The 22481-nt window shown below is 42.9% G+C and carries 26 protein-coding genes; 10 read left to right on the forward strand and 16 right to left on the reverse strand.

Translation table 11 applies throughout. From position 1 onward, the window contains the following. Positions 1-135: 135 nt before the first annotated feature. Both NI455_RS07330 and NI455_RS07335 read left to right on the forward strand, forming a co-directional pair. Positions 136-360, forward strand: a complete 225-nt coding sequence (locus NI455_RS07330; protein WP_034436106.1) for a hypothetical protein — start codon at positions 136-138, stop codon at positions 358-360. A 388-nt stretch (positions 361-748) separates the two neighbouring features. Continuing rightward, a complete protein-coding gene (locus NI455_RS07335; protein ID WP_004279839.1) occupies positions 749-1309 on the forward strand; it encodes a lecithin retinol acyltransferase family protein in 561 nt (186 codons plus the stop codon). Positions 1310-1388: 79 nt separating this feature from the next. Here NI455_RS07335 and NI455_RS07340 read toward each other — a convergent pair whose 3' ends face one another. Both NI455_RS07340 and NI455_RS07345 read right to left on the reverse strand, forming a co-directional pair. Continuing rightward, a complete protein-coding gene (locus NI455_RS07340; RefSeq protein WP_253113331.1) occupies positions 1389-2300 on the reverse strand; it encodes a bestrophin family protein in 912 nt (303 codons plus the stop codon). Positions 2301-2369: 69 nt separating this feature from the next. Beyond that, the gene (locus tag NI455_RS07345; RefSeq protein WP_253113335.1) at positions 2370-4097 is read right to left on the reverse strand and encodes a glutamine--tRNA ligase/YqeY domain fusion protein; all 1728 of its coding nucleotides are present in this window, start codon (positions 4095-4097) and stop codon (positions 2370-2372) included. Positions 4098-4521: 424 nt separating this feature from the next. Here NI455_RS07345 and NI455_RS07350 point away from each other — a divergent pair, with 424 nt between their 5' ends. Continuing rightward, complete coding sequence (locus NI455_RS07350) at positions 4522-5031, forward strand: peptidylprolyl isomerase (RefSeq protein WP_004279844.1); 510 nt, start codon at positions 4522-4524, stop codon at positions 5029-5031. Between the two features lie 120 nt (positions 5032-5151). Then, positions 5152-5871 (forward strand): UDP-2,3-diacylglucosamine diphosphatase, encoded by a 720-nt coding sequence (locus NI455_RS07355; RefSeq protein WP_253113338.1) that lies wholly within the window; start codon positions 5152-5154, stop codon positions 5869-5871. Positions 5872-5899: 28 nt separating this feature from the next. Here the strand turns inward: NI455_RS07355 and NI455_RS07360 are convergent, their stop codons facing one another. After that, positions 5900-6118, reverse strand: a complete 219-nt coding sequence (locus tag NI455_RS07360) for a hypothetical protein (protein ID WP_004279847.1) — start codon at positions 6116-6118, stop codon at positions 5900-5902. A gap of 681 nt (positions 6119-6799) precedes the next feature. Beyond that, positions 6800-7594 (reverse strand): 4-hydroxy-2-oxoheptanedioate aldolase, encoded by a 795-nt coding sequence (gene hpaI, locus NI455_RS07365; protein ID WP_253113340.1) that lies wholly within the window; start codon positions 7592-7594, stop codon positions 6800-6802. A gap of 243 nt (positions 7595-7837) precedes the next feature. Here hpaI and nfsB point away from each other — a divergent pair, with 243 nt between their 5' ends. Together nfsB and NI455_RS07375 are read left to right on the forward strand one after the other, a co-directional pair. Next, positions 7838-8491, forward strand: a complete 654-nt coding sequence (gene nfsB / locus NI455_RS07370) for an oxygen-insensitive NAD(P)H nitroreductase (protein ID WP_039902155.1) — start codon at positions 7838-7840, stop codon at positions 8489-8491. A 106-nt stretch (positions 8492-8597) separates the two neighbouring features. After that, positions 8598-8825 carry a hypothetical protein gene (locus NI455_RS07375; RefSeq protein ID WP_004646744.1) on the forward strand — a complete coding sequence of 76 codons (228 nt, stop codon included), beginning with the start codon at positions 8598-8600 and terminating at the stop codon, positions 8823-8825. Here the strand turns inward: NI455_RS07375 and NI455_RS07380 are convergent. The 4 genes from NI455_RS07380 to NI455_RS07395 form a co-directional block, all read right to left on the reverse strand. Further along, entirely contained in the window at positions 8788-9642 is an 855-nt protein-coding gene (locus NI455_RS07380) for an EamA family transporter (RefSeq protein ID WP_004729829.1), read from the reverse strand. The two genes, NI455_RS07375 and NI455_RS07380, sit on opposite strands and share 38 nt — an antisense overlap. Positions 9643-9727: 85 nt before the next feature. Continuing rightward, entirely contained in the window at positions 9728-10765 is a 1038-nt protein-coding gene (gene fba / locus NI455_RS07385) for a class II fructose-bisphosphate aldolase (RefSeq protein WP_005251615.1), read from the reverse strand. 119 nt (positions 10766-10884) lie between these two features. After that, positions 10885-11163 (reverse strand): hypothetical protein, encoded by a 279-nt coding sequence (locus tag NI455_RS07390; protein WP_005251613.1) that lies wholly within the window; start codon positions 11161-11163, stop codon positions 10885-10887. A 156-nt stretch (positions 11164-11319) separates the two neighbouring features. Next, complete coding sequence (locus NI455_RS07395; protein WP_005251611.1) at positions 11320-12507, reverse strand: phosphoglycerate kinase; 1188 nt, start codon at positions 12505-12507, stop codon at positions 11320-11322. A 139-nt stretch (positions 12508-12646) separates the two neighbouring features. On the opposite strand from NI455_RS07395, the gene NI455_RS07400 reads away from it, so the two are divergent. Genes NI455_RS07400 through NI455_RS07410 form a run of 3 tightly spaced genes read left to right on the forward strand, consistent with a single transcriptional unit; the run spans position 12647 to position 14822 of the window. Continuing rightward, positions 12647-13030: a DUF2237 family protein gene (locus NI455_RS07400; protein WP_004279857.1), complete on the forward strand. Its 384-nt coding sequence runs from the start codon at positions 12647-12649 to the stop codon at positions 13028-13030. Further along, complete coding sequence (locus NI455_RS07405) at positions 13030-13623, forward strand: Maf family protein (RefSeq protein ID WP_005251601.1); 594 nt, start codon at positions 13030-13032, stop codon at positions 13621-13623. Before NI455_RS07400 ends, NI455_RS07405 begins: the two co-directional genes overlap by 1 nt. Before the next feature lie 29 nt (positions 13624-13652). Continuing rightward, on the forward strand, positions 13653-14822 hold the full coding sequence (locus tag NI455_RS07410) for a ribosomal protein uL16 3-hydroxylase (protein ID WP_253113343.1): 1170 nt from the start codon (positions 13653-13655) through the stop codon (positions 14820-14822). Positions 14823-14906: 84 nt separating this feature from the next. Here NI455_RS07410 and NI455_RS07415 read toward each other — a convergent pair whose 3' ends face one another. From NI455_RS07415 to NI455_RS07435, 5 genes are all read right to left on the reverse strand, one after another. Next, positions 14907-16829: an ATP-binding protein gene (locus tag NI455_RS07415; protein ID WP_253113346.1), complete on the reverse strand. Its 1923-nt coding sequence runs from the start codon at positions 16827-16829 to the stop codon at positions 14907-14909. Continuing rightward, positions 16829-17512: a response regulator gene (locus NI455_RS07420; RefSeq protein WP_253113349.1), complete on the reverse strand. Its 684-nt coding sequence runs from the start codon at positions 17510-17512 to the stop codon at positions 16829-16831. The genes NI455_RS07415 and NI455_RS07420 overlap by 1 nt, the downstream gene beginning before the upstream one ends. A 222-nt stretch (positions 17513-17734) precedes the next feature. Beyond that, positions 17735-18517 (reverse strand): glutathione S-transferase N-terminal domain-containing protein, encoded by a 783-nt coding sequence (locus tag NI455_RS07425; RefSeq protein WP_253113352.1) that lies wholly within the window; start codon positions 18515-18517, stop codon positions 17735-17737. 116 nt (positions 18518-18633) lie between these two features. Continuing rightward, positions 18634-19143 carry a ribonuclease E activity regulator RraA gene (gene rraA, locus NI455_RS07430; RefSeq protein ID WP_253113355.1) on the reverse strand — a complete coding sequence of 170 codons (510 nt, stop codon included), beginning with the start codon at positions 19141-19143 and terminating at the stop codon, positions 18634-18636. A gap of 12 nt (positions 19144-19155) precedes the next feature. Further along, on the reverse strand, positions 19156-19821 hold the full coding sequence (locus tag NI455_RS07435; protein ID WP_253113357.1) for an NAD(P)H-binding protein: 666 nt from the start codon (positions 19819-19821) through the stop codon (positions 19156-19158). Between the two features lie 214 nt (positions 19822-20035). On the opposite strand from NI455_RS07435, the gene rpsT reads away from it, so the two are divergent. Beyond that, complete coding sequence (gene rpsT, locus NI455_RS07440) at positions 20036-20305, forward strand: 30S ribosomal protein S20 (RefSeq protein ID WP_004279868.1); 270 nt, start codon at positions 20036-20038, stop codon at positions 20303-20305. A 154-nt stretch (positions 20306-20459) separates the two neighbouring features. On the opposite strand, the gene NI455_RS15490 is transcribed toward rpsT, so the two are convergent. From NI455_RS15490 to NI455_RS07450, 3 genes are all read right to left on the reverse strand, one after another. Beyond that, a complete protein-coding gene (locus tag NI455_RS15490; RefSeq protein WP_005107186.1) occupies positions 20460-20585 on the reverse strand; it encodes a hypothetical protein in 126 nt (41 codons plus the stop codon). Between the two features lie 238 nt (positions 20586-20823). Beyond that, positions 20824-21564: a histidine phosphatase family protein gene (locus tag NI455_RS07445; RefSeq protein WP_004279869.1), complete on the reverse strand. Its 741-nt coding sequence runs from the start codon at positions 21562-21564 to the stop codon at positions 20824-20826. Between the two features lie 62 nt (positions 21565-21626). After that, positions 21627-22478: a 3'(2'),5'-bisphosphate nucleotidase CysQ family protein gene (locus tag NI455_RS07450; protein WP_004279870.1), complete on the reverse strand. Its 852-nt coding sequence runs from the start codon at positions 22476-22478 to the stop codon at positions 21627-21629. Between the last annotated feature and the right edge of the window lie 3 nt (positions 22479-22481).

Raw genomic sequence — 22481 nt, forward strand, 5'->3', positions numbered from 1 at the left:
GAAATATCGTTAGACCTTCGGGCTTCAATCGGAAATTTTCTAGCCTGACTGCTGCTTTTATCACATAGGTCCTATTGCTTTATTTATTTAATTGGCTATATTTCACTCTATGTTAGGTTGTTGTATGAAGGCTCTATGAGTTTTTGGCAAAAGTTGTTTTCTAATGAACAACACAATGAACACAAGAATCAAATTGCTTGTGTTGAAAATGATTGCTCTTGCAAGACAAATGAACAGCTTCTTGAAGCACTTTCTAAAGCCACTGATGAAGAAATCATCATCGGAATTAAAAAGGTTCTGGTATCTCGCGGCTATAGCCGTAAAGAACTGAATGAACTTCAGCACTTGCCATTGCAGTAATCGGCCAAGGTTACAGCCGTATAAAGAAAGCACTTGCGTAGTCAGGTGCTTTTTTTATGCTTGAAAGTTTATAGTTGAAGGGTTTGGTCTTCTCTATTTCAGCATAGTTTATTAACTCCAACTTTAAAACTTCAGAGATCAGGCAGGAAAACTCTAAACAACTCATTTGATCCCCTTTGATTTGAAGAAATGTTAAGGCTTGCTTAGGCTATTTAAAACCTTTATCAGAAGAATATGTTCTAAATTCTGCTTTCTTTAAATCCCTTTAAATTTGGCTTAATAACTCTTCAATTCTGATCTGAAACTCAGGCAAGGCATCGATTAATTTAGCAAAACACAGTACACTTCCTATTAAACGACAATGCTTTTTAAATGGCTTAATTCTGATATGCAACAGACTAAACGGTTTCCCATAGGCGCACACCTTATGGTTAAACATTTCGGTTATACCCATCATGGGATTTACGCCGGACGTGGTCGTGTCATTCATTATTCCGGCTTTGCGCATTTATTCAAGAAACGCCCCATTGAAATCACCTCGATTGAAAAATTCAGTCATGGCAAACCGATTCATATGCAGCATTATGACTCGGCAAAATATAAAGGTCGTAAAGTGGTGCGCCGCATGCGGTCCAGAATGCATGAAAATAACTATCATCTGATTATTAATAATTGCGAACATTTGTGTACCTGGGCCATTACCGGCGTAGAAAGCAGCCCGCAAGTGATTTATATGATGAATCGTCTGACCACGATTGGTTATATCAGCTCGATGATGAGTTTTATGAACAGCATGTTCCTGACCCTGACCACCACCAGTTTCGCATTGGCGCTGTACATCAAGAAGAAGCTCAGAGATAAAGCCAATCTGCGTTTGCAACAATACCGTGAATTGCAAGATCAGGCTAAAACTAAAGTGTCAGACCTGACTAATTTTAAACATCGTTAATTCAAAGCCTAGTCTACCGATAAATGATGAGCAGGAAAGGTTGAGGCCGTGTTTACATTTTGATGATGTCGATAAGGAATTAGGTTAAATAGCCTTTTTTGGCTTGAATCGCTTCAGGTAGTGCTTTGCCTAAAGAGCTTAGGGTTTCCCGCTCTACCAGTCGTACAATTGAATCTAGCGGCAGATCATTGTCTTGTAGACCAAAGGGTTCTTCCAGCTCCGCACTAAGCTCATCCAGCCCGAGTAGCATATAAGCAATCAATCCCACTAAAATTGGTGTCCACAGTCCCAAATTCGCCTGTAAACTGAAAGGTAAGATAAAGCAAAAAGAATAAACCGCACGATGCAACAGCACCGAATAAGAAAATGGTAATGGCGTTGACAAAATCCGGTCACAACCGGCCTGAATATCTCCCAAGGCCACAGTATGCTGATTCAGGTTATTATAAATAATATCGCTGATCTTGCCCTGTTTATATTGCTGTACCAGTTCTTTTTGCATCTGTTCCAGCACCCATTGTGATGGATTGATTTGCATGGGCAATTGCTCAAATGACTTGGGTGCAAAACCGGTCGTGGCTTTATAAGCCTGAATGCTAGGCGTTTGCTGTCTCAGCCGGTCCCGCAATAGATAAGTAAACAGCATCATGCGATACAATAAGATTTCACGGGTTTGCTCATCTAGCACATGGCTGTCACGGCATAAATGACGCGTGGTTGCAATCAACGCACCCCAAAGCTTGCGCCCTTCCCACCAGCGATCATAGCAGGCCGTATTTCTAAAACTCAGAAAGATCGAGAGAATGACACCAAAGATGGTAAAGCCAATTGCCGGGACAGCAGGAAGGCTCACGAAATGCGCCTGACTCAAATACACCAGCAAAGCGGAAATAAAAACCACCAAGATTAATGCGGGCAGCACCTTGGGCAGAATCGTTCCCTGCCAGGCAAACAGTAACCCCAAACTATTATTCTTATCACGCACAATCATGCAATTTTCCCTGCTGTATTGAAAAAGCCCAACCAGAGTTGGGCTTTTTACATTCTGACTTAAACCAGCTTATTTGCCTGGTTTAAAGCTGTCCTTAAGATCCAGAATACGGTTAAATACCGGTTTTTCGCTGGAATGATCATATTGATCTGCCACGAAATAACCTTCACGCTCAAACTGGAAACGATCCTCCGGCTGAGCTTGCGCTAATGCAGGCTCAATCACGGCCTGAACCACCTTCAATGATTCAGGGTTCAGGTTTGCCAAGAAGTCATCACCCACTTCTGGATCAGACTCCGTAAACAGACGGTCGTAAATACGCACTTCTGCAGGAACGCCTTTTGTCGCAGATACCCAGTGAATCACACCTTTGACCTTACGACCTTCAGGATTTTTACCCAAAGTTTCAGGATCAATCGAACATTTCAGCTCAACCACTTCGCCATTTTCATCTTTAATGACTTCGTCGCATTTGATCACATAGGCATGACGTAAACGGACTTCACCACCTGGAATCAAACGTTTAAAGCCTTTTGGTGGCTCTTCTTCAAAGTCTTTACGGTCAATATACAGCTCAGTCGTCAATGGAATAACGCGCTCGCCCATATCGACATTCGGATGACGTGAATGGGTCAGGTCCATATCGGCTGGCAAGTTGGTTAAAGTCACTTTTAATGGATTTAACACCGCCATACCACGAGCTGCGGTATTTTCCAGAGACTGGCGAATACAGTATTCCAGCATGGCTACATCGACGATACTGCCATCAACTTTCGATACACCAACACGTTGACAGAAATCACGCAGACCTTCAGGCGTGAAACCACGACGGCGCATACCCACTACAGTTGGCATACGTGGATCATCCCAGCCCTGAACATAGCCACCTTCAACCAGCTTACGCAATTTGCGTTTTGAGGTGATGGTATAGTCCACATTTAAACGGCTAGATTCGTACTGACGTGGCACGGATGGTGATTTAACTTTTGCCACTACCCAATCATAGAACGGACGGTGATCCTGGAATTCCAAAGTACAGAGTGAATGCGTAATGCCTTCAATCGCATCAGAAAGTGGATGCGCATAGTCATACATTGGATAAATTTTCCATTTATCGCCAGTCTGATGATGCGCTGAATGCAGGATACGGTACAAAATCGGATCACGCATATGCACGTTCGGTGAAGTCATATCGATCTTGGCACGTAAAACTGCCTGACCTTCTGCATATTCACCGCTGCGCATTTTCTCAAAACGCTCCAGGTTTTCTGCAACCGTTGCATCGCGTTGTGGCGAGTTTTTACCTGGCTCAACGAAATTACCACGGTTTAAACGAATCTCTTCCGGACTTTGCAAATCCACATAGGCATCGCCCTGCTCAATCAGCTGAACTGCCCAGGTATAAAGTTGATCAAAATAGCTTGATGCATAACGCGGCTCACCTTCCCACTGGAAACCCAGCCATTTCACATCATTGGCAATACCATCCACATACTCCTGCTCTTCGGCATCTGGGTTGGTATCATCAAAACGCAGGTTACACACACCTTTAAATTCTTCAGCAATACCAAAGTTCAAGCAAATTGCTTTCACATGGCCAATATGTAAATAGCCATTCGGCTCAGGCGGAAAACGCGTCACCACCTGTTGAGTACGACCAGCGGCTAAATCATCAGTAATGACCTGACGTACAAAGTCCAAGCCTGGTTGTTGTTCTTGCTGCTGCACTGAATCGACTGCATTGTTCTTTTGGGTCGGGTTCTCGGGCAGAGATGTCACAACATCATTTGGCTTCATGATCAATCATTCACTTCTAAAGTTAAAAAGGGATTAACGAATATTTCATCGTACAAGTTGTACGTATATTCATTATCAAAGTTCCTTAGTTTAACTATAGGTGATTAATCTCTCAACCGCTAACTACGGTATTTGATTTCAATTCACTCATTTTAAAAAGTGAAAATACAGCAAGCTGCCCAAAACTAAAATATCAACACTTTACGAAACTGGAAAATGATTCAATTTGTACCTAACCCGAAATATAACGCCCTGTCTGGCAGCAATTGAAATGCCTTGATAAATCAACGTATAAATAAGGTATTATTTTTATGCTTTTAACAAAGAAAATAATGTTTTTACTTGCCTTGTCGAATGTAGTTTGCTTATGCTTCACTCATTCAGAAAAAACCATGGCACTCGTCCATGATCAGGAGATTACACAATGAGTTTTCCTCAAGTCGAATTAAACACCAATAAAGGTCGTATTGTTCTAGAACTCAATGCTGAAAAAGCACCTAAAACCGTAGCTAACTTTTTAGAATACGTACGTGACGGTTTTTATGACGGCGTAATTTTCCACCGTGTTATTGATGGTTTCATGATCCAAGGCGGCGGCATGGATGAAAACTTCAAGGAAAAAGCAACACGTGATGCAATCGAAAACGAAGCAGACAACGGCTTGACCAATGACGAAGGTACGATTGCAATGGCGCGTACTCAGGCACCGCACTCTGCTTCTGCTCAGTTCTTCATTAACGTGAAAAACAACTCATTCCTTAACCACTCTGGCAAAACTGCTCAAGGTTGGGGTTATGCGGTATTTGGTAAAGTGGTTGAAGGTATGGACGTTGTGAACGAAATCAAAAACGTACGTACTGGCAACCGTGGCTACCACGCTGACGTTCCTCTAGAAAATGTAGTAATCGAATCTGCAAAAATCATTTCTGAATAAGTTTAAATCCTCCCTAACCCTCCTTTAATAAAGGAGGGAATCACCTTTTATCAAAATAAGGTTTTCCTCCCTTTTTCAAAGGGAGGTCGGGAGGGATTAAATTAAACAAGGGAAAGATTCGTGATCTATCTGTTTATCTCAGATTTACATTTGTCACCTGATCACCCTCGACTTGTTCGGGGGTTTTTAGATTTATTAACTGAGTATCAAGATCAAAATACCCAACTGTATATTTTGGGTGACTGGTTCAATGCCTGGATTGGTGATGATTATACGTCTCCGTGGCTGGACGAGATTGTCACTGGATTAAAACAGTTTACTCAGGCTGGGAATCAAGTCTATTTTCAGGCCGGCAACCGGGATTTTGTCTTAGGAAGTAAATTTTTAGCTCGATTTGGCGGGCAGCTTCTTCCCGAAATCGATCAGCTAATCATTGCCGGAACACATTTTCGCCTGGAACATGGCGATGCCCTATGTACCGATGACGTCTCCTATCAGCGTTTTAAAAAGATTATTCGTCATCCCTGGCTACTTGGCTTCTTAAGAAAAACCCCTCTCTCATTTCGAACCAGACTAGCCAACCGCTTTCGTCAACAAAGCCATCAGGCACAACAGTTTAAAAGCTATGAAGTGATGGACGTCAACCCACATGCAGTTGAGCTGGCATTACAGGATGTAGATGTACTGATCCATGGTCATACGCATCGCGCAGCCATTCATCAGTTAGCCCAGAAAAGAAGAATTGTACTAGGCGACTGGAAAGAAGACAGTGCAGAGATTCTGGAAATTCAGGAAGATCAAAGTTTTGATACCCTGAAACTAAAAAAGTGGCGATATTAATCAGCCACTTTTTACGATATTGATTTGCTTAACACAGACGATAAAGCTGGTTTACCCCAGTATAGAAACTTTTACCATCGAGATTGAACTGAAATTCCTCACCCGTTGGCAATTGAATCATTTTACCGACCTCAACCCAGATAAAACCGTCCATTGTATTTTGCTTGCGCTTTAATGGAACCAGTTTCACGTTAATTTCATTGCCATCAGCGGCAGTGGCAATATGCCATTCATTGATTTTGATCAAAATATTTACTCACACGATATGAGCTTTTTGTGACTATATGGAGAGAGATTAATAACAACCTAGTTTACATAATAGTTCTATGGTTAGTAGATCTTATTTGAGTTCAAATACTTGAACTAAAAAGTACATCACAATCAGCTTAAAATAATAATAGAAGCAAGAACAGTACTTGCTTGAAGTGCAACCAGTGTAAGCTATTTATCCAGCAAAAGCAAAATTACATTGTAATGACAATAGAATGGGATTTTTAAGAACTTTTTTCATGCTTTGTTAATTATTAGGCTTTTGATTTTTATGATCTAAAATTCATTTTAACGTTACTTCATTTCCGTTGATAAACAAAACCTGTCTTTAAATACCTTAAAATCAATATTAGAGACATGAAACTCAGCCCGAGGTACAGCAAGTTCCACTCTCCCGTCTTTTGATAATTTAGGATCAAGAGAATAGCATTTAAGGCTACAAACAGTACGTGAATCATAAAAAAGGCTTGTTGCACTCGTCTAGTTTTTTGCTGACGTTGGTTCTCTAAGATGTTCTGCTGTTCTTGTAAAAATTGTTCTGCATCTTGAAGGTTCATTATGATTTTCTTATGGCTGAATGAATAGCTCATCTAAAGAATTTCCGGTTAAAAATAAACTAAAAATCTAAGCAAGCTATTCATTCAGAATCTCTTGTTGATTAATAACCGCTAGTCGGATTAATCACATTGATATCCTTTTTATATTTCCCCAATAGATCACGCAAGGAATTCATCAAAACACTGGTATCTACGCCCACTGCTACAAACTCAGTGCCAAGTTCGATATATTTTTGCGTCACTTCATGCTGGGTTGACAGAATTCCTGCAGCTTTGCCTGCAGAACGAATCCGCTGGATTGCATCAATTACAGCTTTTTGTACTTCAGGATGATTCGGATCACCTTGATAACCCATAGTGGCAGATAGATCAACGGCGCCAATAAACACGCCATCAATCCCGTCGATCTGAAGAATAGCATCCAGATTTTCAAGTCCTGTGACCGATTCAATCTGGATTAATAAACAGATTTCTTCATGTGCCGTCTGATAATAATTTGGAATGCTGTTCCAGCGGGTGGCACGTGCCAGTGCAGCACCAACGCCACGAATTCCTTCAGGCGGATAACGGACTGCCTTGACCATAAGTTCGGCCTGTTCCACGGTTTCTACCATCGGAATCAACAGCGTTTGTGCACCGATATCGAGGAGCTGCTTGATCAATTGCACGCTGCCAATAGGCGGTCGTACCACTGCTTGCGAGGGATAAGCAGCAATACTTTGCAGTTGCGACAAAGTCGTTCTCAAATCGCTAGGCGCATGTTCACCATCAATCAGTAGCCAGTCATAGCCTGCATTTGCCGCAATCTCGGTTCCATAGGCATCGGCCAGTCCAATCCATAAGCCGATTTGCTGCTGGGTTTTCAGTTTGTGTTTAAAGTAATTGGTGACTTGCATCCGCTAACCTATTTGCATGTTGCCGGCGATGTCTCTTATTAAACGCTTCTCGCTTAAAAGTGCCAATAGACAAAAACTGGGTTTTAATCTGATTTAACTCTAAGTTTTGCTTGAATCCAGCTCAAGATCATTTCAGAACAGGCTTTGCCTGATGCTTTTTTATTGTAATAATCAGGGGATGTGAAAAATGTATATATTTAAAACTTCTACTCGCTGTTTATTTAAAAAGATTGGAGTCCATTGATGGATTTACTCAAGATCACACAGACCCGCTATACCACTAAAGCCTATGATCCTAGCAAGAAAATCCCAGCAGAACAGTTTGAACGCTTGTTAGAAATTTTGCGTCTGGCACCCTCTTCGATCAATATTCAGCCTTGGCATTTTTTTATTGCCGATCATGATGCCGCCAAACAGCGCATTGCCAAAGCCTTGGTTGGTACTTATGCCTACAATGCACCCAAAGTTCTGGATTCTTCACATACCATTTTATTCTGCACCAAAGCCGATATTAATGAGTTGCATCTAGAAAACTTATTGAACCGCGATGATCTCAGTGGCCGTTTTAAAGATGAATCAGCCAAAGAAGGTCAGAAAAATACCCGTGCAGGTTATATTCATTATTATCGTAATGAAAAAGGTGATATTCAGCGTTGGGCTGAAAACCAGACCTTCATTGCACTCGGTCAAATGCTCTTGGCTGCCGGAATTGAAGGGGTTGATGCCACACCAATTGGCGGCTTTGACGAAGAGATGATTAGTGAAGAATTACAACTTGCAGAACAGGGTTTGATCCCTTCTGTATTGCTGACTTTAGGCTATCGCAGTGAAAATGATTTCAATGCCAAACTCCCTAAATCACGTCTTGCCGCTGAAGATATTTTCACCAAACTGTAAGGAATTTATGCTATAAAAGGGGTCAAGCGCCCCTTTCCATGTCAATTCGGGCCTATTTTTTGCTTTATTTAATTTACATCTAATAGAATAACAATAGAGGTCATCTATGTCGCTCCTTACATCCAAATCCCTGAAATTTGAATGCCATCATTGCGATAAAATTTATCTCCAGCACTATAAAGAGCAACAGCATCGTTATCCGCACTGTCCAGACTGCCAACAGTCCGGTTTATTGCTTGGACTGGCCGAAGCAGGTGACCTGCTCCGACATCCGATTGAATTTGCATCCTCTTATGTCAAGCAGACATTGCATAAGCTAGGCAAATCACACTAGTCAAGCCTAGCAGTAATCCTAGAGTACTTGCAGGTTTGAGCCGTTCTTTAAAGAATACCAGACCTGCTATCACACCAAATACCACCACCAGAATATTCATGCCAGCAAAGACGATCGCAGGTGAATCCTTAAGCAGCATATGGGCTTTGACATAGAAAGCAATATTGGCAAAATTCAGGAAACCCAATAACAGACCAGCGCCGATATTCTGCATCGAGCCCAAGCTTTTATATTTGATTAACAGATAGCCCATCGAAATGATCAGGGCACAAACAAACATTAGATTCAGCGCCACCGCGAATTGGAGGCCCAGACTGGTTGTATATTTCAACAATACATCAATCAGTGCATAACCGACCCAGACCAAGCCCAGATACAACATTCCCTGACTGCCCTGTCCTGTACTTTGTCGATGTGAAAACAGGATGCACAGCACTGCTCCAATACCTAAAGCGATCCCAAGTATTTTCAGCTGATTAAACTGTTCCTGAAAAATGAAATAGGCTGCAGCCAGTGACAAAACTACAGAAAGTCGCTGGGCAATTTCGGTTTTTAAAATTCCAGCCGTTTGCAAAGCCTTGGCCAAAAACAGAAATACGCTCGGAAGCAAAATACCCAGAGCCAGAATAAGCAACCAAGGCGTCTGAGACATTGAAATATGCTGAATATCAGGCTTAAACCAGAAAAAACACAAGAGACTGGCTGTCATATAGTTCCAGCTAATCATGTGTATCGGACTCAAGCCCTTATTTTTGGCGACTTTTAATAATATTGAGACCGCAACGCTGCATAGCGCTGCTGCGAAAATCAGTTCCATATGCTGCTCTTATTCTTGATATTTATGAGTCTACAAAAAAGCCCACATTTGCAGTGGGCTTTTTTTATAAATGATTCACTGGGAATTATTTATAGTGTGACACCATTTTCTCTAAAGAAATTGGGCGAATCTTGTCTGCATTACCTGCAGTACCAAAAGCTTCGTAACGATCGATACAGATTTGCTTCATTGCTTCTACAGTTGCGCTGAAGAATTTACGTGGATCGAATTCGCTTGGTTTTTCTGCCATCATACGACGCATTGCACCGGTAGATGCTAAACGCAAGTCAGTATCGATGTTGATCTTGCGCACGCCGTGTTTGATCGCTTCAACCAGCTGCTCAACAGGAACACCATAAGTTTCCTTGATATCGCCGCCATACTGGTTAATCACTGCCAACCATTCTTGTGGCACAGAGCTTGAACCGTGCATGACAAGATGCGTGTTTGGAAGTGCTGCGTGAATTTCTTTAATGCGGTCAATCGCCAGAATATCACCTGTAGGTGGGCGCGTGAACTTGTACGCACCGTGTGAAGTACCTACTGCAATTGCAAGCGCATCAACATTGGTATCAGCAACGAAGCTACGCGCTTCTTCAACTGAAGTCAGGAGTTGAGAATGATCCAGTACGCCTTCTGCGCCTACGCCATCTTCTTCACCCGCCATACCTGTTTCAAGGCTACCCAAACAACCGATTTCACCTTCAACAGATACGCCACACGCATGTGCCATTTGAACTGTACGGCGAGTTACATCAACGTTATATTCGTATGAAGTTGGGGTTTTGCCATCTTCACCAAGCGAGCCGTCCATCATGACTGATGAAAAACCAAGCTGGATTGAACGCTGGCAAATGTCAGGGCTGGTTCCGTGATCTTGGTGCATTACCACTGGAATATGTGGCCATTCTTCAATTGCAGCCAGAATAAGGTGACGCAAGAACGGAGCGCCTGCATATTTACGCGCACCCGCAGATGCTTGTACGATTACAGGTGAATTGGTTGCATCTGCTGCAAGCATAATTGCACGCATTTGTTCTAAGTTGTTTACGTTAAATGCTGGTACGCCGTAAGCATGTTCGCCGGCGTGATCCAAGAGCTGGCGCAATGAAATAAGAGCCATAATATCCTCCCAGTGAATGCCACATATTCTACATGTTCAAAGGTTTCAATTCAGCAACAAATAACACTATTTAAAAAAAATCCCTGCTTTTGCAGGGATTTTGTGTCACATGGACTGGATTAAGGTGCTACAGGCTCGGAAGTCGCTGCAACTGACGCATCTGCAGTGGCTGCATCTGCTGGTGCATTGGCAATTTCAGCTGGAATATCGGTATTCTTTTCATCTAAAACTGGCTGGTCAATGGCATCAATGGCGGCTTGCTGTTCTGGAGTTACAGCCTGATCTGCCACTGCTGCCGAGCTTTCTGCTTCAGCTTCTGGTGCACTTTCCTGTTTGGCACAAGCAGTGAGGGCTAAAGATGCGGCTAATAATACTGCTAGAGTTAACTGTTTCTTCATCACGTATTCTCGTCATTTGGTGATTTAATGACTGCATCTTATGACAGATTTATTGCATTTTAATGACGAAGCCATGAAGGGTAAATTTTCACTGTCAAAAAAATGACATAAAAAAAAGCTGGCACTGGGCCAGCTTTTTTAGCTCAAGACATGCAATTAAGCACGTTCTAGAAGTACTGCAACCGCCGGCAGGGTTTTGCCTTCAACGAATTCAAGGAATGCACCGCCACCCGTCGAGATATAGCCAATCTTGTCAGCTACTTCATATTTATCAATCGCAGCAAGCGTGTCACCACCACCCGCGATCGAGAAACCTTCCGATTCAGCAATCGCTAAAGATAAAGTTTTAGTCCCTTCACCGAATTGATCTACTTCAAATACGCCTACCGGGCCATTCCAAAGAATGGTTTTAGAGGTTTTCAGGATTTCTGCAAATGCTTTCGCAGTTTCCGGACCAACGTCTAGAATCATGTCGTTATCAGCAACATCTGCAACGTTTTTCACCGTTGCTTTCGCAGCAGCCAATGAACCCAGGAAATCTTCAAAGTTGATTTCAGAGGCATCTGCAACCACAACATCAGTAGGAAGCGGAACTGATACTTTTGCAGCAATGGCTTTTGCTGTATCGATCAGATCTTTTTCACACAGTGATTTGCCCACGTTATAACCTGCTGCAGCAAGGAACGTATTAGCAATACCACCACCCACGATCAATTGATCACAGATATCAGAAAGTGAAGTCAAAACGTCAAGTTTGGTAGAAACTTTAGAACCCGCAACAATTGCCACCATCGGCTTTTCTGGAGTTTTCAGTGCACGGCCAAGCGCATCAAGTTCAGCTGCCAATAAAGGACCTGCTGCTGCAACTTTCGCTAAACGTGCTACACCTTCAGTAGAGGCTTCAGCACGGTGCGCTGTACCAAAGGCATCCATTACAAATACATCACACAGCGCTGCATATTTTGCCGCAAGTTCAGGATTATTTTTCTTCTCACCGACGTTAAAACGACAGTTTTCAAGCAGAACCACCTGGCCTGGCTGAACATCAACGCCATCTAAATAGTCAGTAAACAGTTTCACTTCTTGACCCAAAGCTTCAGTCAAGTAAGCCGCTACAGGAGCAAGTGACTGTTCAACTTTAGGCTCACCTTCAACCGGACGACCCAGATGAGAATACACCATTACTGCAGCGCCTTTTTCTAATGCTGCTTTAATCGTTGGCAATGCTGCACGAAGACGCGCATCGCTGGTGATCACACCATTTTTAACAGGAACGTTTAAATCTTCACGGATCAGAACACGTTTACCTGCTAAATCGAGGTCAGTCATACGCTGAAAGTTCATGTAGAGCTCACTTTATAGATATTAAAACCAGGCGATTTTAAATGATTATGCAGAAAAAGGTTAGCATCTTTTGCAGAAAACATTATGAATGCCAAAGTTTTGTTATGATAGAAAAAAGCCTCTTTTAGATTCAGTCCCTATGTCGATACATCCTGATCCAAATCTTAACCGTTTGAACGTGTTAGGTGAGCCTTTGTCCAGCTGTTGCTTCGATCCGATTACCGGTTATTTCCGCAATGGCTTTTGCCATACTGCGACCACTGATCTGGGCCAGCACACGGTTTGCGCGCAAATGACTTCAGAATTTCTGAATTTTTCCCAAAAAGTCGGTAATGACCTGATTACGCCTTTGCCTGAGCTGGACTTCCCGGGCCTGCAACCGGGCGATTTCTGGTGTATCTGTGTGACGCGCTGGGTCGAAGCCTATGAAGCAGGTCAAGCACCTCCAATCAAGCTGCAAGCCTGTCACAAAGCTGTTCTGGCTTATGTACCATTAAATATTCTTGAGGAATATGCTGTCTAATGAGTTCTGTACAGATTATTTTGGCATCATCCAGTCAAACCCGCAAAGCGCTGATGGATCGTCTGCATATTGATTACGTTTCCATGGTACCGGATATTGATGAATCTCCTCGCGGGGAAAATCACGCAGATGATCTGGCACAACGACTGGCTTTCGAAAAAGCCAGATATATTGCCGAACAAAATCCAGAAGCGATTGTAATCGGCTCAGATCAGGTGGCATGGCGTGAAGGTGCACCGGATATTTTTATCGGCAAACCCTTAACGACTGAAAAAGCTATTCGCCAGCTGCAAGCCAACTCGGACAAGATTGTCTATTTCAGTACGGCGCTCAGTGTGCAGCAGCTATCGACCGGTTTTGAACAAAGTCTGGTCGAACACTATAAAGTCAAGTTTCGCAAACTGTCTCAGGCCGAAATCGAGCGCTATATCGAAATTGAACAACCCTTGCAATGTGCAGGCAGCTTTAAGTGCGAAAGCCTCGGTATCAGCCTGTTTGAAGAAATGATCGGACAAGATCAGACTACGCTGATGGGCATGCCGATGATCAAGCTCTGTCATATTCTTCGTGAATTAAAAATTTTGGTTCCTTAATCTCTCCCTTTAAATTCAGGCTGTACTCTATGTCTCAACCTTTAGACGTATTAGGCGGTATGACCGCTGAACAATTCCTTAGCGAATACTGGCAAAAGAAACCTTTACTGGTGCGTAATGCGATGCCTGAAATCGCCAGTTTGCTTGAACCCAATGATGTGATGGAGCTTGCGCTTGAAGAACATGTCACTGCCCGTCTCATCAAGCAAAAAGACCGTGATCCGAATCAGTGGAGCGTAAAATCTTCGCCTTTGCTTAAGGCCGATTTCCAGAAGATGCCCAAGCTCTGGACGCTTTTGGTTCAGGCTGTAGATCACTATTCATTTGACCTATCGGCACTTTGGAAAAAACTCCCATTTATTCCACAATGGCGTCGCGATGACATCATGGTGTCTTATGCACCGCAAGGCGGCTCAGTGGGCAAACATTTCGATTTCTATGATGTATTTCTGGTACAAGGCCATGGTCATCGTCGCTGGCAGCTCGGGCAAATGTGTGATGCTGAAACCGCTTTCGTTCCGGGCCAACCGCTTAAGTTACTGCCTGAAATTGATGTCCACTTTGATGAAGTGCTGGCACCTGGCGACTTGCTCTATGTACCGCCCGGTCTGGCTCACTACGGCGTAGCTGAAGATGACTGCCTGACTTATTCATTCGGTTTCCGCATGCCGAATATCAGTGACATGATGGATCGTGTCGGGGATAAATTCTCTGAAAATGAAACGCTACGCAACCCGCTGCTGGATATCATCCGAGATCAAGTGGGTACTATCGGTGAAGTGCGCAGCAATGAGCTAGAATATCTGAAAGAACACATCATGCAGCAACTGCATAACTCGAATGTTCTCGAAGATGCCATCATGAGCTTGATGTCCGAACCTAAATATCCTGAAAACCTGCCTGAAGCAGAAGAAATCGGTACAGGTGATCTGGAAGAAGCACTGGATCAAGGCTATAGCCTGATGCTCGAGCCAGCTTCACGCCTGCTTTATACTGAAACGGACGGCGATGTTTTGTTCTGGGCCAATGGTGAAGGTGTCTGTATTTCGGAGGCATTTACCGCAAAACTCAAACAGCTTGCAGATGGTGAAGCGCTATTTTTCGGTGAAGACTTCACTGATGAAGAGATTCTGGAAGATGTTGCGGCATTATTAAATGAAGCCGTGTTGATGCTGGTTCCACCAGCAGAAGATGAGTAAGCTTTTCACAGGTCTATTTAAGCGATAATTTTAAGAGGATCACATGATCCTCTTTTTATTTTTAAAGTATAGAATTCTAAGCACTTAAGGTTGATACAGCTCTAATACAACACGAATCAGCGTATTTCCTTGTTCAGATTCAATCTGGAACAATCCTCCCATACGCTCAACCCGCATTTTCATGCTGCGCATTCCAATACTCAGGCCATTTTTTTGCACCATGTCAGCATCGAAACCGATGCCATTATCCTGAATACTCAGGGTAAGCTGATGCGGCTGTGAATATTCCAGACTGACTTTCACCTGACTGGCCTGACTGTGCTTAATGATATTGGTCAGACTTTCTTCGACTACTCGGATCAAGGTCAAACACTGTAATGCAGTCGGTTCACGCTGCCAGACTTTTGGAAATGACCATTCAACTTCAATCTCCATTTCTTCCATCAGCTGGGTAAAGCGATAGCGCACCGGTGCAATCCAGAGTACCGGCGTTTGTGGGACTTTATTTTCAATAGATGAACCACTATCAATGATTTGCCTGAGATCATCTCTGAGCAATTTCAGCATGGATAGAAACTGCTGTTTAGAAACTGTTTCGCTACTTTGATCCACCAGAATCATAGATCGGACAATAGACCCTCCCAACCCGTCATGCAGTTCATGAGACAGATTAATCCGCTCTTGCAGACGAACATTCGTCAGCTCCAGTTGGTGTTTATCGCTCAGGCTTTTATTCAGGTCGGCACTGACCTGTTGGACTTTACGTTCTAACTGGCTATTAAATTTTTCGATTTTCCTGACATTACGATTTAAGCGTGTACCCATAATGAGCACGACAAACAAGGTAATAATCGGTGAGGTATAGGGAGATAAAGGTGAAAACTCATTGACCGTGGTTTGGCTCAACATGATCAGGTCGATAACTACACACAGCAGAATCCCCCAAAGACATAACGTCAGGAAGAGATATTCTCCATTTCGGGTTTTGATGGCCTGATAGCTGATATACACAGTACAACTAACAAAGAGCAATACATAGATGATAAACACTCCGCCCAGTACCTGCTCCAGATAATCCAAGGGACTGATCATAACCAGTAGGCTGGATAGAACGCTGACTAGAATAAATCCTCGTTCTAGCTGCTTAAATTTCTGTTTTACAAAGCGGATCAGATACAGACAAAAACAATGGATATAGGCAATGAAAAAAAGCATATTGGCTTTAGCTGCCGAAATCGTGGAGCGAAATGGAAAATTTTCTGTAGTCAACACATTGGAAATAAACAGAATCCACAACAGTGAACTGAGTGCTAGCCAGCCAAAAGTGGTTTCTGAATGCCGGAATAACCAGATAATGAAACAGATCAGCCCAATCGTGGCAGAGAAAATCATATTAATCTGGAATACAGTACGACGATCCCAGATTTTGCCTAGATACTGCTGGCTATTGACCAGTACATTATTAAATTGAATATTGCCTAGGCCCGCGCTTTGGAAACTGTAGCCATTTACATAAATTAGGATTTCATTACTGTCTTTACGCAAACCACTAATCGGGAAAACCCAGTAACGCGGCATATTCCAGCTTTTCGATAAAGGTTCTTGCAAGTTCTGGTCAGACCAAAGCAAGTCACCATTCAAAAACACGGCACCTGCTGAATTAATATAATCAATAGAAAAGGCAACCGGTTCTGCAAGACGAATATTGTCCTGACATGACCAGCGCCAGACGATCTTGTACCAGGCACCCCCATGATAACTCTTCCAGTTGTTCTGCCAGTTATCCGGCAAACGTACGCTTTGCCAGCCCGATTTCGGCATCTCGGTAGGACCCTGAGCCTGAACCTTCTGAATATAGTCGATCTTCACCTGACAAAGATCATTAATCTGAAAATGGCTTTGTGCCTGACTCATCCTACAGAACAAGCAAAGCCAGCTAAATAGGACAAAAATGCAGATCCATTTCAGTCGCTGCCGTTCGATGCTTCTAGAACAGGCAGATGACATTACAGAATTCCCAAGTGCCGTGCGGTACTGACCGCCTTAGTACGTTTACTGACCGAGAGTTTGCGGTAAATATGCTTGATATGACTTTCGACGGTATAGCGTGACACACAGAGCTGCTCGGCAATTTCACGATTACTCAGACCTTGCGCAACCAAGGACAGGATTTCCTGCTCCCGGTGTGTGAGCGTTTCCTGATCCGCAGCTGACCTGTTCTGCTCTACTGTTGCTGAAATGGTGGGAGTAGAAATCTGTTTTAAAATTTCACGGGCAATAAAGGGATCAATCGGTGCACCGCCACGCAAAATACTGCGGATGGCCAAGGCGACTTCAATATCATCCCGCTCTTTAAGCACATAACCGGTCGCACCAGCCTGAATTGCGCTAAACAGACTATCTTGGGTACTCCAGGCAGATACCACCAGAATCAGAGCTTGTGCGTCCTGTTCGCGGATTTTTTCAATAATTGAAATCCCACTTCCATCTGGCAACCCCAAATCTACTAAGGCCAGTGCAATCGGTTGTTGCTGAACTATGGAATATGCTTCTTTAACCGTATTGGCAAATAGCAGAACGTCTTCGTTATAACCCAGATTGGTTAATATAATTTTTAAACGGCGCTGAATGACATATTCATCTTCAACGATTAATACAGGTACTGGCAAGACTGCCTCTGGTGCTGTCATAAGCACGCCCCTTATATTTATTGTTATGTCCCCTTGAAGATTAAAATATAAACAAAAAAGATCTAAAAATCATGATTTTTTTCATTTATTTATAAGATTGGGTTTTATGCTCCTTAGCGATACATAATCTCTCTCGCACTAAACACAAATAAAAAAATGCCATCCGTTGATAAGATGGCAGTTCTAGATAGAAAATATTTGAAGTTATACAAGCTTCCTACTTTAAGCAGTACCATATTGCTGTTTTAAATATTTCACAATCTCCGCCGATTCAAACATGCTCACCCCTGTATTTGGATCGATCAGATAAGGCAACTGAATCGTATTTCCCATCATCTTAAACAGCTGTTCACGCTTACCACCCGCAAGCGGTTCATATTTCCCCGGCTTTAAACGCAACTTGGCTGGTCCATAATCCTGCCAACGTTCTTTGGCCACATTATGAAAAACAAAGGGAATTTCAAGCTCTGAGAGAACACCACGTACCACCCGAACAAAAGGACTGGCTTCAAAACCCCATAATTCCAATAGCTGGTCCGGTGCCGGACGATCAAGCACCTGTTTATTGATCCAGACTCCGCGCGCACCATTAATAATTGTTCCGGCAAAAGCAGCGACTGGAATTTTCGGATAAGTTGCATATTTCTTTGGCGTTTTGCCACTTTTGCCATAATGCTTGAATAAATGATGGATAATATCCTGCGACTCATACATCTGATCGCCTGTATTTTCATCTACTAAAAATGGAAAGCGGGTCTTGCCGCCCAACTGTTTTACGGCCGGACGATATTTCGTACCACCCTTAGGGCACGGATAGACTTCATAATCCAGATTGAGTAAGGTCAGCACTTCACGCACTCGACGACAAAAAGGTGAACCTTCAAATTCATAGAGCTTGATTGATTTTTCAGGCTGATTCGGAAATGGCGTTCCGACCATGCCACGTCCCCCTTGGGCGACTGAAGAGGCTAAGGCTTGTGCGACTTTAATTTGATGACTCAACATAGTATTTTCCTATTTTTTTTTATATGAATGAAAGACAGAATCTAGGCATCCTGTCTTTCAGGGTACAGATGAGTTTTGTTGTTATTCTTGCATGCAGAAATGCAGATTTCAGCCGATTAAGCCACTAATGCTGTTTTAGACAGCACAATACCATTATTGTCTGCATAAACATACTCGCCTGCATTAAACGTGACACCACCAAAACAGAGAGAGATATCAACTTCACCCACACCCTTGCGGTTGCTCTTTTGCGGAATAGCCGCCAATGCATGCACACCAAGATCAAGTTCAGCAATCGCATCGACATCACGAACGCAACCATAAATAATTACGCCATTCCAGTGATTTTTTACCGCTGATTCTGCAATCAGGTCACCCATCAAGGCACAGCGCATGGATGCACCGCCATCTACGACCAAGACCTTGCCTGTTCCATCTGTGGCCAATAATTCTTTGACCCGTGAGTTATCTTCAAAACACTTTACTGTCACAATCTGACCGCCAAAGGTTTTGCGCGCCCCATAACTCTTGAAAAATTTACCGTCCAGGCAAGGTGTAACTACCTGAAGTTCTAGTTCTGGATGATCATCTAACAAGTCACAGGTGACAAATGCTGCTGTAGACACGGTGTTTTCCCCTCATTTCATTTTTTGTATGCGTAAATTATCATAAATTTCAAATTTTACCGTCTGAGTTAGCGCGGCCTCGACCATAGTATGAGCCACCTGATCGGCTGTCACTGGCTTATACGCAAAACTATCTGGAATAAAACGCGATACTTTGTGGTAAACCTGCTGCGCGATATCTTCCAAAAAGCGCTGCTCTGGACGTGCACCAATGAGTAATGAAGGTCGAATCAGGCTGATTCTGTCCAAGGACAATGTTTGCACATATTCTTCCAGCTCACCTTTGACCCGATTATAGTAAAAATGCGATTGGGAATCCGCACCCATTGCGCTTAGCAAAAGATAATGGGCTGAGGTTTGCTGTAATAGCTCTGCAAAGTGAGCATTTATGGTATAATCAATACTATAAAATGCCTGTTTGGATCCGGCTTTTTTCATGGTGCTGCCCAGGCAGCTAAAACCATGGCTATGCTTGCTGACATCCTGATCATTCAACATCAGGAAATCTTCCAGTACCAGTTGTTGAACTTTATCCAAAGCATCCAGATCATTTTGATGTTTTCTGACCACTGCAGTAATCTGCTGGCAAGTCGGCTCAGCTTGCAAACGTTTTATCAGTTGTTTTCCCACCAAGCCGGTGGCACCTATCACGATGGGATGAGTCAGTGATTTAGTCATTTTTTATACGATCTCCTAGGTGGAATACTAATCTAACGTTTTCTTTAGAATTTTTCTGCATCTAAAATGTTGTCAAAGCATGTCAAGACTTGACTTCGGTGCTTAGTTTAATCAAAATATGGCACTTGTTTACGGGCTGGTGATAATTCCTCTGATGTTGGTTTTCAGTTGAGTTTCAGCCCGCCCAGACCAATCTATTTCAAGGAGTGCACGAGTGGCAAACTCTGCTCAAGCTAAAAAACGTGCTCGTCAAAACGTTAAAGCACGCAAACACAACGCAAGCTTGCGTTCTATGGTTCGTACCTATCTTAAACGTACATTAGCTGCTATCAGCACTAATGACTATGCTGTTGCTACTGAAGCGTACAAATCGCTTGTTCCAGTAATCGACCGTATGGCTGACAAAGGCATCATCCATAAAAACAAAGCAGCTCGTCATAAGAGCCGCTTGAACGCGCAAGTTAAAGCACTAGCTTCTAACTAATCGCAAATGAAAAAAGCCCTTTTTAGGGCTTTTTTTGTGCCTGAATTTAAAGAAATCAGAAAAATATAACGATTCATTCAGAAAAATAATCCGTTTAGACGCCCCTCATATAGCCGATACGATGAGATAAAAACCTGAATCCGCCTCTTTTAGATTATTGATCTTTATCCATAGAGGATGGCGAAGTAGTTTTATCCTGTTGCGTAGTGTCAGAATCCCGCTTTTGACATGCGGTTAAACCCAGAATCGCGATCAGGCTAAAAATTGTAATAATTTTCATGGTTTTTCCTCAAGATGAATATTTCTATATTTATTAAGCATAGATAATTTTTATACTTACATTATTGAACTTTCACCCTATAAATGTAAAAGATGCAGTTTAAAACTTATTTTTATCGTTTTAGCCTGACTTTTATTGAATGATCAATATGAAAGGCCATACGATCTTCATAATTTCTACCCCCCAATAAAAAACTCAATTGCTGCGAACAATTGAGTTTTGAATAGATCAATTTGATTTAAGAAAGTTGGGAACGTTTAAAATCGGCAATATCCAGTTCATGCACCTGTCCGCGCCAGATCCATTTCAGCTTGGATTCTAAAAATACATCACCTTCAAACCAGACAAACAGACCTTCCATCATTTTTGGCCAGTCTTCCCGACTGACATCCTGACGTCCCGACATCACCGCAATCATTGCTGCCAAAATGGTGTCGTGGCTGACGGCCAGACTCAATCCATATTTATTTTGCGGATGAGTGTTGTAAATCAGTTCCAGCACATCCACCACACCATGAATCGGCTGTTTCATCCCTGGCAAGGCATTATTGACAAAACTGTTAATGAAACCGAGCGCACCCTGCTTGGCAAAATAAGGCCCGGCTTTTTGAATATCCAGCACAAAACTGCCAGGCTCCACTAGAAGTCCCTGTTCAATAATTTCAATACGATGGGTATTCTGCTCAGGGGTAACCGCATCTGCCCCCTCAATCATCAATGCAGCGGTATCAATACAACGCTGAATCGGACTTGAAATACAGTGATGAATCACACGATCAGTTTGATCAGCCAGATAAGCACCCCACTCTTGCGCCAGATCCCGTCCCTGATTGGTCAGTTGCAGATCATAGCCTGCCAAACCTTGACCCGGAACCTCCTCACGAATCGAATGCCGTGTGAATAAGGTGACAGGCGTTTGTACATCGGGCAATAAATCAATTGCACTCAACATACTCGGTGGAAGCAGTTTCAGGGACACGTTACAGCCAACTCTGGATTGGTAATAGGTTAAGCACCACTATAACACGCTCAGAATTTTGCTCAATGCTCGGCCTGCATGTCAGACACTGCCTGCAATGCAATAATTTTCATATCATTATTCTTATAAGCAATGAATCCGCCATTCAGCAAGGTATCCCGATGATTATAAATAAATGGACGACCTTCTAAATCGACCAGACCACCACCAATCCGTTCGAGCATACATTGACCAGCGCTGGTATCCCATTCCGAGGTCGGATGAAACCGTGGATAGATATCCACCTGATCTTCTAGCATCATGCAAAATTTATAGGCACTGCCCGCTTTAAATTCAGTGTATTGCGTGAGCTTGGCCAAACTTTGCAAATACTCCAGATATTTTGGTTTCTGCTGGCTACTTTGGCTCAGTCCCACAGCAATCATTTTAGATGTCGAAGACATTGCATAAGCAAACCATGTTCTAGTTTGAATATCATATTTATAAGGCAAGCCCTGCTCAGGACAGAAATAAATCAGTTGCTGCTCTGGAACCGCCAATATGGCAAAAGTGGTCAAACTGCCTCTGACCAGACTCAAATTAATGGTAAATTCGGGGCGCTGGTGCAAAAACTCTTTAGTGCCATCTAACGGATCCAGTAACCAGAATTCTGACCATGAGCGGCGTTCATGTTCCTGTCCTTCTTCAGACAGTAAAGGCAAGCTGGAAATCTCTGCCAAAGCTTGGGTCAGATAAGTATTAACCCGAAAATCTGCCTGAGTCACCGGAGAATTATCATTTTTTTTGATGACATCAAAAGCTGCACCAGAACAATAACGCTGATATTCTTCTCGCAAAATTTCACAGGCTTGTGTCAAAATGGGCACAAACTGCAAAATCATTGGATCTTGTGGTGCTGCTGTTGCTTTAAACATAGA

The organism is Acinetobacter lwoffii, assembly GCF_024129435.1.
In the GTDB taxonomy this organism is placed as follows: Bacteria; Pseudomonadota; Gammaproteobacteria; order Pseudomonadales; family Moraxellaceae; genus Acinetobacter; species Acinetobacter lwoffii_F.

What these genes read in the sequence shown, in the direction of transcription:
- NI455_RS07330 (WP_034436106.1), top strand. Translation starts at nt 136, where the DNA reads ATGAGTTTTTGGCAAAAGTTGTTTTCTAATGAACAACACAATGAACAC.
- NI455_RS07335 (WP_004279839.1), top strand. Translation starts at nt 749, where the DNA reads ATGCAACAGACTAAACGGTTTCCCATAGGCGCACACCTTATGGTTAAA.
- NI455_RS07340 (WP_253113331.1), bottom strand. Translation starts at nt 2,300, where the DNA reads ATGATTGTGCGTGATAAGAATAATAGTTTGGGGTTACTGTTTGCCTGG.
- NI455_RS07345 (WP_253113335.1), bottom strand. Translation starts at nt 4,097, where the DNA reads ATGAAGCCAAATGATGTTGTGACATCTCTGCCCGAGAACCCGACCCAA.
- NI455_RS07350 (WP_004279844.1), top strand. Translation starts at nt 4,522, where the DNA reads ATGAGTTTTCCTCAAGTCGAATTAAACACCAATAAAGGTCGTATTGTT.
- hpaI (WP_253113340.1), bottom strand. Translation starts at nt 7,594, where the DNA reads ATGCAAGTCACCAATTACTTTAAACACAAACTGAAAACCCAGCAGCAA.
- nfsB (WP_039902155.1), top strand. Translation starts at nt 7,838, where the DNA reads ATGGATTTACTCAAGATCACACAGACCCGCTATACCACTAAAGCCTAT.
- NI455_RS07375 (WP_004646744.1), top strand. Translation starts at nt 8,598, where the DNA reads ATGTCGCTCCTTACATCCAAATCCCTGAAATTTGAATGCCATCATTGC.
- NI455_RS07380 (WP_004729829.1), bottom strand. Translation starts at nt 9,642, where the DNA reads ATGGAACTGATTTTCGCAGCAGCGCTATGCAGCGTTGCGGTCTCAATA.
- fba (WP_005251615.1), bottom strand. Translation starts at nt 10,765, where the DNA reads ATGGCTCTTATTTCATTGCGCCAGCTCTTGGATCACGCCGGCGAACAT.
- NI455_RS07390 (WP_005251613.1), bottom strand. Translation starts at nt 11,163, where the DNA reads ATGAAGAAACAGTTAACTCTAGCAGTATTATTAGCCGCATCTTTAGCC.
- NI455_RS07395 (WP_005251611.1), bottom strand. Translation starts at nt 12,507, where the DNA reads ATGAACTTTCAGCGTATGACTGACCTCGATTTAGCAGGTAAACGTGTT.
- NI455_RS07400 (WP_004279857.1), top strand. Translation starts at nt 12,647, where the DNA reads ATGTCGATACATCCTGATCCAAATCTTAACCGTTTGAACGTGTTAGGT.
- NI455_RS07405 (WP_005251601.1), top strand. Translation starts at nt 13,030, where the DNA reads ATGAGTTCTGTACAGATTATTTTGGCATCATCCAGTCAAACCCGCAAA.
- NI455_RS07410 (WP_253113343.1), top strand. Translation starts at nt 13,653, where the DNA reads ATGTCTCAACCTTTAGACGTATTAGGCGGTATGACCGCTGAACAATTC.
- NI455_RS07415 (WP_253113346.1), bottom strand. Translation starts at nt 16,829, where the DNA reads ATGTCATCTGCCTGTTCTAGAAGCATCGAACGGCAGCGACTGAAATGG.
- NI455_RS07420 (WP_253113349.1), bottom strand. Translation starts at nt 17,512, where the DNA reads ATGACAGCACCAGAGGCAGTCTTGCCAGTACCTGTATTAATCGTTGAA.
- NI455_RS07425 (WP_253113352.1), bottom strand. Translation starts at nt 18,517, where the DNA reads ATGTTGAGTCATCAAATTAAAGTCGCACAAGCCTTAGCCTCTTCAGTC.
- NI455_RS07435 (WP_253113357.1), bottom strand. Translation starts at nt 19,821, where the DNA reads ATGACTAAATCACTGACTCATCCCATCGTGATAGGTGCCACCGGCTTG.
- NI455_RS15490 (WP_005107186.1), bottom strand. Translation starts at nt 20,585, where the DNA reads ATGAAAATTATTACAATTTTTAGCCTGATCGCGATTCTGGGTTTAACC.
- NI455_RS07450 (WP_004279870.1), bottom strand. Translation starts at nt 22,478, where the DNA reads ATGTTTAAAGCAACAGCAGCACCACAAGATCCAATGATTTTGCAGTTT.